The organism is Nocardioides sp. NPDC047086, from assembly GCF_040643685.1.
GTDB lineage: Bacteria > Actinomycetota > Actinomycetes > Propionibacteriales > Nocardioidaceae > Nocardioides.
The window spans coordinates 74,442-86,995 of the sequence record NZ_JBEYUV010000002.1; the positions used below are offsets into that span (position 1 = coordinate 74,442).

Here is a 12,554-nt window from a genome sequence, read left to right on the forward strand (position 1 = left end):
TCCGCTACGCCTGGCCCATCGGCTCGCGCGGCACGACCAGCGACATCAGGGCGGCGGCTGCGCAGAGCGCGCCGGCGGCGTACCAGACCAGGTCGTAGGAGCCGGTGACGTCGCGGACGACGCCGCCGACCCAGGCGACGAGGCCGGCGCCGACCTGGTGGGAGGCGAGGACCCAGCCGAAGACGATCGGGGCGTCCTCGGGCCAGACCTCGCGGCAGAGCGCGAGCGTCGGCGGGACGGTGGCGACCCAGTCGAGGCCGTAGAAGACGATGAAGAACACCATCGGGATGTGCACCTCGGGCGCCAGCAGCATCGGCAGGAAGATCAGCGAGATCCCGCGCAGCGAGTAGTAGACGCCGAGCAGCACCACCGGGTTGAAACGGTCGGTGAGCCAGCCGGAGAAGATGGTCCCGGCGACGTCGAAGATCCCGATCACGGCGAGCAGCGAGGCGGCCGCGACGGTGGCCATCCCGTGATCGTGCGCGGCAGGCACGAAGTGGGTCCTGATCAGGCCGTTCGTGGTGATGCCGCAGATCGCGAAGGCACCGGCGAGGAGCCAGAAGGCCTTCGTACGCATCGCCATCCCGAGCACGCGCACGGTGCGTAGCGCGGCGCCGGTCACGGGCGCGGGCCGCGGCACGATCTGCGAGGCGCCGTAGGGCGCGAGGCCGACGTCCGCCGGGTAGTCGCGGAGCAGGAGCAGCACGAACGGGATCACCGCGGCGGCGACCAGGGCGATGGTGACCGAGGCGGCCCGCCAGCCGAACTCGCCGATCAGGATCGCCAGCACCGGCAGGAAGATCAGCTGTCCCGAGGCGCCGCCGGCGGTCAACAGGCCGCTGACGAGGCCCTGTCGCTTGTCGAACCAGCGGGTGGTGATCGTCGCGCCGAAGGCGAGCGCCATGCAGCCGCTGCCACCCCCGACCAGGACGCCCCAGCCGAGGACGAACTGCCAGGACTGGCTCATCCAGGCGGTGCCGAGCGAGCCGAGGGTGATCATGGTCAGCGCGACGCCGACCACCGGACGGATCCCGAAGCGGTCCATCAGAGCGGCGGCGAACGGCGCGGTCAGGCCGTAGAGCGCGAGCTGCAGCGTGATCCCGACGCCGATCGTGCCGCGAGACCAGCCGAACTCATCGTGCAGCGGACCGACCAGGAGGCCCGGCGCCGCGGTGAAGGCGGCCGCGCCGACGATGGTCACGAAAGCGATGGCGGCCACCCACCAGGCGGGGTGGATGCGGGGGCGGCGCGGAGAGGTACGGCCGCCGACCGGTGGGGTCGTCGTCTGGCTCATGGGGATGATCATCCCGAGTTCGCATCACTCCGGACAGTGGCCTGATTGACATCTATCGGTAAGATCCAGCCATGAGCGATGTATGGGTGGCAGCTCCCCATCGGGTCGCGGTGCTGATCCAGGACGGGTTCATCCCGTTCGAGATCGGCATCCCGCACCGGATCTTCGGCAAGGCCCGCGACAGCGAGGACCGGCTGCTCTACGAGGTCGTCACCTGCACTACCGACGGCCCCGGACCGGTGCAGTCGGACTCGGACGTGGTCGTGCTCGCGCCGCACGGGCCCGAGGCGCTCGCGGAGGCGGACACCGTGGTGATCCCGAAGTTCGGCCGCGACTACCCGACGGTCTCGGACGGGGTGCTGTCGGCGCCGTTGAAGGAGGCGCTCGACCTGATCCGGCCCGGCACGCGGATCATGTCGATCTGCACCGGCGCCTTCGCACTCGCGGCCGCGGGCCTCCTGGACGGCCGCCCGGCGACCACCCACTGGGCTCACACCGACGACTTCCGGACACTGTTTCCGCAGGTCAAGCTGGACCCTGACGTACTCTTCGTCGACGACGACGACATCCTCACCTCCGCCGGCGTGGCCTCCGGCCTGGACCTCTGCCTGCATGTCGTACGCAGCGACCACGGTGCCGCGGTCGCCAACCGCGTCGCCCGGGTGACGGTCGTACCTCCCCACCGCGACGGCGGACAGGCGCAGTTCATCCGGCACCATGCACCCGCTCCCGGCGACACCGGCATCTCGGCGGCGACCGCCTGGGCCCTCGACCATCTCGACCAGCCGCTCAGCCTGGAGACGATGGCGGCCCAGGTCTCGATGTCCGTACGCACCTTCACCCGGCGGTTCCGCGACGAGACCGGCGACTCCCCCGGCCGCTGGCTGCAGCGTCAGCGCATCGAGCTCGCCCGCACGCTCCTGGAGACCACCGATCTCTCGATGGAGCAGGTCGCCGCCCGCTGTGGTCTCAACACCGCCCAGTCCCTCCGCCTCCACTTCCACGCCGCCCTCGGCATCACCCCCACCGCGTACCGCCGCACCTTCCGCGGCTGACCCCAGCCGAGTCCGCACTTTTGGCGGCCGAGTCTGTAGTTGTGGGCGACGAAAGTAGAGGTTCGCCGCCCACAACTACAGACTCGCGCGACAGAACTACAGACTCGGCGGGGCTGGATGGCGGGATGTCGAACATCGATGACGGTTATCCGCTCGCCCGGAGGCGTACGGAGTTCTAGCCTTTTACCGTGACGACGACGATCGACCCAGCACCCGCAACCACGACACCGCTCTGGAAGCCACTGGTGGCCTGTGGGGTCACGCTGGTGCTCTGGGCGTCGGCGTTCGTGGGGATCCGTCATCTGGGCGACACCGTCCCGCCGGGAAGCCTGTCGCTGGGCCGGCTGGTGGTGATGGTCGCGGCGCTCGGCGCCTACCTCGCACTGAAGGGCGGGTTCCGGCTGCCGACCCGGGAGGAATGGCCGCTGATCGCTCTGGGCGGCGCGTCGTGGCTGGGCGTCTACAACCTGGCGCTCAACGAGTCCGAGCGCCGGATCGACGCGGCGACGGCGGCGCTGATCGTGCAGGTCGGGCCGATCGTGGTGGCGCTGCTGGCCGGCCTCGTGCTCAAGGAGACGATCCACCGGTGGATCCTGATCGGCACCGGCGTCGGCTTCGCGGGTGTCGTCGTCATCGGGCGCGCCTCGGCGAACGGTGACACCGGCGACTGGATCGGCGTCGCCCTCTCGGTGGTCGCGGCGCTCACCTTCGCGGTCGGCGTCCTCACCCAGAAGAAGCTGCTGCCGACGATGAGCGCGCTGCTGCTGACGTTCTGGTACGCCATCGCCGGCCTGGTCATCTGCCTGCCCTGGTCGTTCGAGCTGGCCACCACGATCCCCGACATCAGCGTCGCCAACGTCGGCTGGATCGTCTACCTCGGCCTCTTCCCGAGCGCTCTTGCCTTCGTGACCTGGGCCTATGCCCTCTCCCACTCCGATGCCGGCAAGTTCGCACAGTCGACGTTCCTGGTGCCGTTCATCACGGCGCTGATGGCGTGGCTGGTGCTCGACGAGGTGCCGCCCGCGCTCGCGTTCGTCGGTGGTGCGATGTGCATCGCGGGTGTGCTGATCACCCGCCGCCGCCCGCGCTGATCACTCCTTCTCGAGCCAGCCCCGGAACGCCTCGAGGTTGGCGGTGGACTCACCGCGCAGCTTGCGCCACTCCCACTCCTTGCGGATGGAGGAGGCGAAGCCGAGCTCGAGGATGGTGTTGAAGGACTCGTCCGCGTACGTCAGGACCGCGCCGAGCAGGCGGTCGAGCTCGTCCGCGGTGACCATCGCGAGCGGCAGCCGGCCGTCGAGATAGATGTCGCCGAGGCGGTCGAGTCCGAACGCGACCCCGTAGAGCCGCAGGTTGCGCTCGAGCAGCCAGCGGTAGACGGTCTCGAAGTTCTCGTCGGGACGGCGACAGACGAAGGCGTGTACGCCGAGGGCGTGCTGTCCCAGGTCGAGCCGGACCGGCGTCTGCAGCTTGCGCTCGCCCGGGAGCGAGAACGAGAACACCACCTCGCCTCCCGGCTGGGACGTCTCGTCCCAGGTCAGGTCGTTGGACTTCAGCCAGCCGCGTACGACCTCTTCCAGGTCCGCCCGCGAATCCGCACTCATGCCGTCAGCTCCTCACGCATCGACATCTTGGCCTCTTCGTAGACCTCGAGCGTATTGCGTGCGGTGAGATCCCAGGAGAAGTCCTGGGCGTGTCTGCGGGCGCCGTCGGCCAGCGCCGACCAGCGCGAGTGGGACGTGATGGCGTTGGTGAGGGCGTCGGCCCACTGGGCCGGGTCGTGCCCGTCGACCAGGAGCCCGCTGCGGCCGTGGTGCACCGCGGTGGTCAGACCGCCGACGGCGGCCGCGACGACGGGGGTGCCGCAGGCCTGGGCCTCGACGGCGACCAGGCCGAACGACTCGTTGTAGGAGGGGACGGCGACGACGGAGGCGGCGGAGTACCAGCTCGCGAGCTCGTCCTGGCGCACCGGCGGGACGAACCGGACCACGTCGGATATCCCCAGCTCAGCCGCCAGATCGGCCAGCCCGGTCGGATGCTCCAGACCGGATCCGGAGGGACCGCCGACGATCGGGACGACGAGGTTGCGGCGCAGGGACGGGTCGCGGGCGAGCATGACCGCGGCCGCCCGCAGGAGTACGTCTGGGGCCTTGAGCGGCTGGATGCGACCGGCGAAGAGGAGCACGTGAGCCCGGGCCGGGAGGCCGAGCGCGGCCCGCGCCGCGGCCCGCCCGCGCGGGCGGAAGACCCGCAGGTCGACCCCGGGATGCACGACGGCGACGCGACCCGGCTCCGCGTCGTACATGTTGATCAGCTGCTTGGCCTCGAGGTCGGTGTTGGCGATCAGCATGTCGGCCGCCTCGACCACCTGCTCCTCCCCGATCACCCGGGCTTCGGGCTCGGGGCTGTCGCCCTCGGCGAGCGCCTCGTTCTTGACCTTGGCCATGGTGTGCATGGAGTGCACCAGCGGCACCCCCCAGCGGTCGCGGGAGAGCGCCCCGACCTGGCCGGAGAGCCAGTAGTGGGAGTGCACAGCGTCGAAGTAACCCGGCGGGTTGGACGCCTCCGCGCGGAGCACCTCACGCGCGAACGTGCACAGCTGCCCGGGAAGGTCCCCCTTGGCCAGTCCCTCGAACGGGCCCGCGTGGACGTGGTGGACGGCCACGCCGTCGTACGCCTCCACGACCTGCGGCAGGCGCGAGGAGGTCGCGCGCGTGAAGATGTCGACCGCGATCCCCTGGGTGGCCAGCCGCCGGGAGAGCTCGAGCACGTAGACGTTCATCCCGCCGGCGTCGCCGGTGCCCGGCTGGTCGAGCGGAGAGGTGTGCAGACTGACCATCGCTACGCGGTGGATCATTCCTGCCCCTTTGCTCGTCGAGTTCACATCCAGGTCCTCAACACCGCGATGTCGCTCGTCATTCCCGCCCGCGCGAACATCTTCGATCGTGGGACCCGGTGAGCAATGTCGAGCGGACGAGGAGAGAATGGCCCCATGTCGTCCAAGAATGCTGTCGTCACCGGCGCCTCGAGCGGGATCGGCGCCGCAACCGCCCGCCAACTCGCCAAGGAGGGCTACCACGTCTTCCTCGCCGCCCGCCGGGCCGACCGGATCGAGGCCCTGACCGAGGAGATCGGTGGCACCGCGATCGCGACCGACGTCACCTCCGACGACTCCGTCGCCGCGCTCGTCGAGGCGGTCGGTGACCGTCTCGACCTGCTGGTCAACAACGCCGGCGGCGCCTTCGGCGTGGATCAGGTGGCCGAGGCCGACCTGACCAAGTGGCAGGCGATGTTCGAGGTCAACGTGATCGGCCTGACCCGCGTGACCAAGGCCCTGCTCCCGGCGCTGATCGCCTCCGGCGCGGGCGCGATCATCAACGTCGGCTCGATCGCCGGCCGGCGCGCCTACGAGGGCGGTGCGGGCTACAACGCGGCCAAGTTCGGCACCCGCGCGGTCACCGAGGCGTTGCGCCTGGAGATCGTCGACAAGCCGGTGCGGATCATGGAGATCGCCCCGGGCATGGTCCACACCGAGGAGTTCTCGCTCGTACGCCTCGGGGGCGACCAGGCAGCGGCCGACAAGGTCTACCAGGGCGTCGCCGACCCGCTCGTGGCCGAGGACGTCGCCGACGCGATCGTCTGGATGGCCACCCGTCCGGCGCACGTCAACATCGACGAGCTGGTCATCAAGCCGCGCGCCCAGGCAGCCCCGCACAAGGTGCACCGAGAGGGCTGATCAGCCCGAGGATTCAGCACCCGGCAGCCGACGGTGCCACACTCGATGTCGTGCAGACGATCGGACTCATCGGCGGCATGAGCTGGGAAAGCACCGCCGCTTACTACGAGGGACTCAACAAGGGTGTCCAGGAGCGGCTCGGCGGACTCCACTCCGCCAAGATCGTGCTGGCCTCCGTCGACCTGGCCGAGCTGACGGCACTCCAGGAGAAGGAGTCCTGGGATCAGGTCGCCGAGATCCTGGTCGCCGCGGCCCGCAGCGTGGTGGCCGGCGGCGCCGACTTCATCCTGCTGTGCACCACCACCTTCCACAAGGTCTACGACGAGGTGGCGGCCGCCGTCGACGTGCCCGTGCTGCACCTGGCCGACGAGCTCGCCGCGAAGGCCAAGGAGCTCGGCATCACCAAGGCCGGGTTCCTCGCCTCCCGCTACACCGTGGAGAACGACTTCTTCGCCCAGCGGATCTCCGACCACGGCGTCGACGTCAACCTGCCCGACACCCTCCACGTGGAGATGCTCGACTCGATCATCTACGAGGAGCTCATCCACCGGATCGTCGTGCCCGGGTCGCGCAAGCGGGTCCTCGAGGTCGTCCACGAGCTGTGGGACGCCGGCTCCGACGGCGTGATCCTCGGCGCCTCCGAGCTCAGCCTCCTGGTGCGGCCCAGCGACGTCGACGTACCCATCCTCGACGCCATCACCGTGCACGTCGAGGCCGCGCTCGACCGCGCCCTCCCGAAGTAGCCCACAGCAGCCGAGGCGCCGGCTACTTCTCGAGGAGCTCGTTGGCGAGGGCGTGCAGCTCGGGGGTCAGGTCGCCCTCGTGCACGACGACGGTGCGGCCGTCGACCTCGAACTCGTAGATGTAACGGTCGGCGCCCTTCGGCTTCGACGGGGCGGCGCCGCCGGCGACCAGGTTGCGCACCGTGGCGACCTGGGCGGCCGAGGGGGCGAGCTCGGCCGACCCCTCCCTGGTACGTCCCAGGAAACCGCCGCTGCGGCGTACCTTCACCAGGGTCGGCACCTCGCCGTCGGGCGCGGACGTCCCCGACGCCGGGGTCACCCCGACCTCGGACCAGGCGGTGGTCACGGCCTCGGCCTGGTCACCGGCCGCGGCGACGGTGGCCGCGGCGAACCCGGCGAAGTCGGTGTCGGTGGTGACCGCGCCGTTGGTCAGCGCCGCGTACCAGATCTTGCCGGCGCCGTCCCACGAGCTGCCGCCGATGGCCTTGGCGGCGAGGGCGAAGGCGCGGTTGGGGATGCCGGAGTTGATGTGGACGCCGCCGTTGTCGTCCGTGCCGTCGTAGATGTCATCCATGTGGGCCGGCTGCGGGTCCTTGCCGAGGGTCGGGTCGTCGTAGGCGGTCCCGGGTTCGAGCATGTGTCGCAGCCCGACGCCCTGGACCGACTCGGTGAAGAGGCCCTCGCCGATGATCCAGTCGGCCTCCTCGGCGCTCTGGCCGAGGAGACGCTGCTTGAGGCAGGAGCCGAAAACGTCCGACATCGACTCGTTGAGCGCGCCGGGCTGGCCCTGGTAGACGAGCCCGGCGGTGTGCTCGGTGACCGCGTGGGAGAGCTCGTGTCCGATCACGTCGACGGCCTTGGTGAAGCGCTGGAAGACCTCGCCGTCGCCGTCGCCGAAGACCAGCTGGGTGCCGTCCCAGAAGGCGTTGGCGTAGTCCCGGTCGTAGTGGACGGTCATCACGACCTCGATGCCCCGACCGTCGTAGGAGTCACGGCCGTAGACCTCCTCGAAGAGGGCCAGCGAGCCGGTGATGCCGGCGGCGGCCTCGTCGACGCTCTCGTCGCCCGACTCCGGCTCGCCTGCGGCGCGGACCTTCTCCCCGGGCAGGTCGGTGCCGTTGTTCGCGGTGTAGACCGTCCAGTCGCCCGTCTCGGCGGTGGTCTCGCCGGCTTCGGGGGCGGCGCTCTGGGCGAGGACCCTGGTCAGGTGCTCGGCCCGAGCGGCTCGAAACGCGCTGTCCTGGTCGATGCGGCCGGCGTCGAGCCGCTGCATGAGATACGGGGGCACGATCTGGCAGACGTGTTTCCGAGAAGTCATGGCCTCAGCCAACCGTCATCTCCGGATGCAGGTCAAGGAGGTCACGGCGGATAAGATCAGACGTCCCGTCCCGCGCCAGAAATCGAGCCTCTTCGCACATGTCCGAGACCCTCAAGGCCAATCTCCGCAACGTCGCCATCGTTGCGCACGTCGACCACGGCAAGACCACGCTGGTCGATGCCATGCTGCGTCAGGCAGGCACCTTCACCGAGCACGAGGCCGAATCGGTCGCCGACCGGGTCATGGACTCCGGTGAGCTCGAGCGCGAGAAGGGCATCACCATCCTCGCGAAGAACACCGCCATCCACTACACCGGGCCGAGCGCGCCCGAGGGGATGACGATCAACATCATCGACACCCCCGGCCACGCCGACTTCGGTGGTGAGGTCGAGCGCGGCCTGTCGATGGTCGACGGGATCGTGCTGCTGGTGGACGCTTCCGAGGGCCCCCTCCCCCAGACCCGGTTCGTGCTGCGCAAGGCGCTCAACGCCGACATGCCGGTCGTGCTGGTGGTCAACAAGGTCGACCGCCCCGACGCCCGCATCGAGGAGGTCGTCGACGAGACGTACGAGCTCTTCATGGACCTGCTCGACGACTCCCACAGCCAGGACGCGCTCGACTTCCCGGTGATCTACGCCTCGGGCAAGGCCGGCGTGGCGAGCCTCGAGCAGCCGGAGAACGGCACCCTGCCCGACTCCAAGGACCTCGAGCCGCTCTTCCAGACGATCATGGAGACCATCCCGGCTCCGACGTACGTCGAGGGCGCGCCTCTCCAGGCCCACGTCACCAACCTCGACGCCTCCCCGTTCCTGGGCCGCCTCGCGCTGGTCCGCATCCACCAGGGCACCCTGAAGAAGGGCCAGAACGTCGCCTGGATGCGGCGTGACGGCGAGGTCAAGAACGTACGCATCACCGAGCTGCTGATCACCGAGGGCCTCGAGCGCAAGCCGGGCGAGATCGCCGGCCCCGGCGACATCGTCGCCATCGCCGGCATCCCGGACATCACCATCGGCGAGACCCTCGCCGACCCGGAGAACCCGGTCGCGCTGCCGCTCATCCACGTCGACGAGCCGGCCATCTCGATGACCATCGGCACCAACACCTCGCCGCTGGTCGGCAAGGTCAAGGGCTCGAAGGTGACCGCGCGTCTGGTCAAGGACCGCCTCGACTCCGAGCTCATCGGCAACGTGTCGCTGAAGATCCTCAACACCGAGCGCCCCGACGCCTGGGAGGTCCAGGGCCGTGGCGAGCTGGCGCTGGCGATCCTGGTCGAGCAGATGCGTCGCGAGGGCTACGAGCTGACCGTCGGCAAGCCGCAGGTGGTCACCCGCGAGATCGACGGCAAGCTCCACGAGCCGTTCGAGCGCCTCACCATCGACGCCCCGGAGGAGTTCCTCGGCACGATCACCGAGCTGCTCGCCAACCGCAAGGGCCGCATGGAGGGCATGACCAACCACGGCACCGGCTGGGTGCGCATGGAGTTCATCGTGCCGGCGCGTGGCCTGATCGGGTTCCGCACCGAGTTCCTCACCGAGACCCGCGGCACCGGCATCGCCCACCACATCTCCGAGGGGTACGACCGCTGGGCCGGGGAGATCCGCTCGCGCAACAACGGCTCGCTGGTCGCCGACCGGGCCGGCGCGGCCACTGCGTACGCCATGACCTCGCTCCAGGAGCGCGGTGTCATGTTCGTCGAGCCGACCACCGAGGTCTATGAGGGCATGATCGTCGGCGAGAACTCCCGCCAGGACGACATGGACGTCAACATCACCAAGGAGAAGCAGCAGACCAACGTCCGCTCCGCCACCTCCGACAACTTCGAGAAGCTCATCCCGCCGAAGAAGCTCTCCCTCGAGCAGTGCCTGGAGTTCTGCCGCGAGGACGAGTGCGTCGAGGTCACCCCCGACATGGTCCGCATCCGCAAGGTCATCCTCGACCAGAACGACCGGGCGAAGATCGCGAGCCGGGCGCGCAAGGCCAACAAGTCCTGACCGACCTGCGTGACGGCCGCCGACCCTGTGGGGTCGGCGGCCGTTCTCGTTGTGATCCGTCTGCGCCACCGAAGCCGTCAGACTGGTGGTTCCCGTCATCAAGGAGCGCTGCATGACCCTCACGACCACCGCCTCGCTCATCGGCGCGGCCTACCAGGACGGCCGCGGAGTCGCCGCCTTCAACGCGATCAACCTGGAGACCGTCGAGGCGATCGCCACCGGAGCCGAGAGCGCGAACCGGCCGGTCATCGTGCAGATCAGCGAGAACGCGGTGCGCTACCACGGCGGTCTGGCCCCGCTGGCCCAGGCCGCGATCGCGGTCGCGTCCGGCTCGACGATGCCGATCTCGCTCCATCTCGACCATGCGACCGACGAGCGCCTGGTCGGGATCGCGGTCGACCTCGGCTTCTCGTCGGTGATGTACGACGCCTCCCACCTCCCCTACGAGGACAACCTCACCCGTACCGCCGCCGTCGCCCGCCGCTGCCACGACCGCGGCGCCCACATCGAGGCCGAGCTCGGTGAGGTCGGCGGGAAGGCGATGGATCGAGCTTGTCGAGATCATGGCGTCCACGCGGCCGGCGTACGCACCGACCCGGCCGAGGCAGCCGCGTTCGTCGCCAGCACCGGCGTCGACGCCCTCGCGGTCGCGGTCGGCTCGAGCCACAAGATGACCACCCGCGACGCGGCTCTGGACGAGGCCCTGATCGCGAAGATCCGCCGTGCCGTCGACGTCCCGCTGGTCCTGCACGGCTCCTCCGGGGTCAGCGACGACGGGCTGCGTGCCGCGATCGCCGCCGGGATGACGAAGATCAACGTCGCCACCCAGCTCAACAAGGCCTTCACCGCCGCGGTCCGCGAAGCCCTCGAGACCGACCCAGCCCTGGTGGACCAGCGCCGCTACCTCGGTGCGGGCCGGGACGCCATGGCCGCGGAGACCGCACGTCTGCTGACGGTGATTTCGAGCCGCTAGAAGTGGAAGCGCTCCCACACCAACAGAATCGTTACCACCGCGCCTCTTGACAGAGTCTTGTGAGGGCAATCACACTCTCCCTAATCCCGAGAGTGGAAGCGCTCTCACTCCCCACACAGACGTGCAGGAGCACTCCCGTGTCCAACAACTCCAAGCCCTGGCTCCGCCGGCCCAGGACCGCCCTGGCCGCATGTGCCGTCGCCTCTCTCGTCGCCGGCCTGACGGCCTGCGGTGGCGGCGACGGCGACGGCGACGAACAGTCCTCTCTCGGTAAGGACGACACGCTCACCATCACCACCTTCAGCGAGTTCGGCTACGACGACCAGATCGAGAAGTGGAACGCCGACCCCGAGCGTCCCTTCAAGATCAAGCAGACCAAGATCGCCGAGTGGGACACCTGGAAGGAGTCCATGACCAAGGCTCTCCAGGCCGGCACCGAGCTCCCCGACGTGATCGCGGTCGAGGGTGACGCCATGGCGGCGCTGGTCGCCGAGGGCGCGAACGAGCAGTTCGCCGACATCTCCGACCCCGAGCTCGACGGCCGCTGGGTCGAGTACGCCTACAAGGCCGGCCAGACCACCGACGGCAAGCAGATCGGCTACCCGACCGACATCGGTCCCGAGGCGATCTGCTACCGCGCCGACCTCTTCGAGAAGGCCGGCCTCCCGAGCGACCCCGAAGGCGCCGCAGCGCTCTTCAAGGACTGGGACACCTACTACAAGACCGGCGAGCAGTTCACCAAGAAGCTCCCCAAGACGAAGTGGTACGACGCCTCCGGCTCGGTCGCGCAGGCCATGCTCAACCAGGTCGAGTTCCCGTTCCAGACCGAGGACCAGAAGGTCAACGTCGAGAACGACGAGCTGAAGGCGGTCTACGACACGGTCACGAAGTACTCCCCGACCCTGTCCACCAAGGTCGTCCAGTGGGGCGAGGACTGGCAGGCGAACTTCACCAACGACGGCTTCGCCACGATGCCGTGCCCGGGCTGGATGTTCGCCAACATCAAGTCCTCCGCTCCGGACGTGACGGGCTGGCGGATCGCTGACGCCTTCCCGGGTGGCGGCGGCAACTGGGGCGGCTCGTTCCTCGCCGTCCCGGCCAGCGGCGCGCACACCGAGGAGGCCCAGGAGGTCGCCGACTACCTGACCAACGCTGAGTCGCAGGTCTCCGCGTCCAAGGCTGCCGGCAACTTCCCGGGCAACCTCGAGGCGCAGAAGACCCTCCAGGCCGAGAACGCCGAAGACCCCTACTTCGGCAACGCCAAGACCACCGAGATCCTGACCAACCGTGCCGCCGCGGTCACGCCGGGCGTCCCGTTCAAGGGCGACAAGTACTCCGACGTGCTCGGCCTCTTCCAGACCGCGATCCAGCGTGTCGACGAGGGCGAAGACCCCGAGACGTCCTGGACGACCTTCGTCGGGGCCGTGGACAAGCTCTGATCCGA

At 69.4% G+C, this 12,554-nt stretch carries 11 protein-coding genes; 7 read left to right on the top strand and 4 right to left on the bottom strand.

Annotated elements, in window-relative coordinates:
* Positions 1–4: 4 nt before the first annotated feature.
* Positions 5–1,294, bottom strand: a complete 1,290-nt coding sequence (locus ABZ796_RS02235; RefSeq protein ID WP_357334269.1) for an MFS transporter — start codon at positions 1,292–1,294, stop codon at positions 5–7.
* 71 nt (positions 1,295–1,365) lie between these two features.
* Between ABZ796_RS02235 and ABZ796_RS02240 the strand changes: the two genes are divergently transcribed.
* Together ABZ796_RS02240 and ABZ796_RS02245 are read left to right on the top strand one after the other, a co-directional pair.
* Entirely contained in the window at positions 1,366–2,349 is a 984-nt protein-coding gene (locus ABZ796_RS02240; protein WP_357334271.1) for a helix-turn-helix domain-containing protein, read from the top strand.
* Positions 2,350–2,537: 188 nt separating this feature from the next.
* Complete coding sequence (locus tag ABZ796_RS02245) at positions 2,538–3,440, top strand: DMT family transporter (protein ID WP_357334272.1); 903 nt, start codon at positions 2,538–2,540, stop codon at positions 3,438–3,440.
* On the opposite strand, the gene ABZ796_RS02250 is transcribed toward ABZ796_RS02245, so the two are convergent.
* On the bottom strand, positions 3,441–3,953 hold the full coding sequence (locus ABZ796_RS02250) for a YbjN domain-containing protein (RefSeq protein WP_357334274.1): 513 nt from the start codon (positions 3,951–3,953) through the stop codon (positions 3,441–3,443). It abuts the gene before it with no gap.
* The gene (mshA, locus tag ABZ796_RS02255) at positions 3,950–5,206 is read right to left on the bottom strand and encodes a D-inositol-3-phosphate glycosyltransferase (protein WP_357334275.1); all 1,257 of its coding nucleotides are present in this window, start codon (positions 5,204–5,206) and stop codon (positions 3,950–3,952) included. The genes ABZ796_RS02250 and mshA overlap by 4 nt, the downstream gene beginning before the upstream one ends.
* Before the next feature lie 135 nt (positions 5,207–5,341).
* Here mshA and ABZ796_RS02260 point away from each other — a divergent pair, with 135 nt between their 5' ends.
* A complete protein-coding gene (locus ABZ796_RS02260; RefSeq protein ID WP_357334277.1) occupies positions 5,342–6,085 on the top strand; it encodes an SDR family NAD(P)-dependent oxidoreductase in 744 nt (247 codons plus the stop codon).
* A 50-nt stretch (positions 6,086–6,135) separates the two neighbouring features.
* A complete protein-coding gene (locus ABZ796_RS02265; RefSeq protein ID WP_357334278.1) occupies positions 6,136–6,828 on the top strand; it encodes an amino acid racemase in 693 nt (230 codons plus the stop codon).
* Between the two features lie 22 nt (positions 6,829–6,850).
* Here the strand turns inward: ABZ796_RS02265 and ABZ796_RS02270 are convergent, their stop codons facing one another.
* A complete protein-coding gene (locus ABZ796_RS02270; protein ID WP_357334280.1) occupies positions 6,851–8,146 on the bottom strand; it encodes a protealysin inhibitor emfourin in 1,296 nt (431 codons plus the stop codon).
* Between the two features lie 98 nt (positions 8,147–8,244).
* Here ABZ796_RS02270 and typA point away from each other — a divergent pair, with 98 nt between their 5' ends.
* From typA to ABZ796_RS02285, 3 genes are all read left to right on the top strand, one after another.
* Complete coding sequence (gene typA, locus ABZ796_RS02275; RefSeq protein WP_357334282.1) at positions 8,245–10,137, top strand: translational GTPase TypA; 1,893 nt, start codon at positions 8,245–8,247, stop codon at positions 10,135–10,137.
* Positions 10,138–10,249: 112 nt separating this feature from the next.
* Complete coding sequence (locus ABZ796_RS02280; RefSeq protein WP_357334284.1) at positions 10,250–11,110, top strand: class II fructose-bisphosphate aldolase; 861 nt, start codon at positions 10,250–10,252, stop codon at positions 11,108–11,110.
* A 137-nt stretch (positions 11,111–11,247) separates the two neighbouring features.
* A complete protein-coding gene (locus ABZ796_RS02285) occupies positions 11,248–12,549 on the top strand; it encodes an ABC transporter substrate-binding protein (protein WP_357334286.1) in 1,302 nt (433 codons plus the stop codon).
* Positions 12,550–12,554: the final 5 nt, after the last annotated feature.

Coding starts and splice junctions, on each gene's coding strand:
- mshA (WP_357334275.1), bottom strand. CDS start 5,206: ATGATCCACCGCGTAGCGATGGTCAGTCTGCACACCTCTCCGCTCGAC.
- ABZ796_RS02260 (WP_357334277.1), top strand. CDS start 5,342: ATGTCGTCCAAGAATGCTGTCGTCACCGGCGCCTCGAGCGGGATCGGC.
- ABZ796_RS02270 (WP_357334280.1), bottom strand. CDS start 8,146: ATGACTTCTCGGAAACACGTCTGCCAGATCGTGCCCCCGTATCTCATG.
- ABZ796_RS02250 (WP_357334274.1), bottom strand. CDS start 3,953: ATGAGTGCGGATTCGCGGGCGGACCTGGAAGAGGTCGTACGCGGCTGG.
- ABZ796_RS02235 (WP_357334269.1), bottom strand. CDS start 1,294: ATGAGCCAGACGACGACCCCACCGGTCGGCGGCCGTACCTCTCCGCGC.
- ABZ796_RS02280 (WP_357334284.1), top strand. CDS start 10,250: ATGACCCTCACGACCACCGCCTCGCTCATCGGCGCGGCCTACCAGGAC.
- typA (WP_357334282.1), top strand. CDS start 8,245: ATGTCCGAGACCCTCAAGGCCAATCTCCGCAACGTCGCCATCGTTGCG.
- ABZ796_RS02240 (WP_357334271.1), top strand. CDS start 1,366: ATGAGCGATGTATGGGTGGCAGCTCCCCATCGGGTCGCGGTGCTGATC.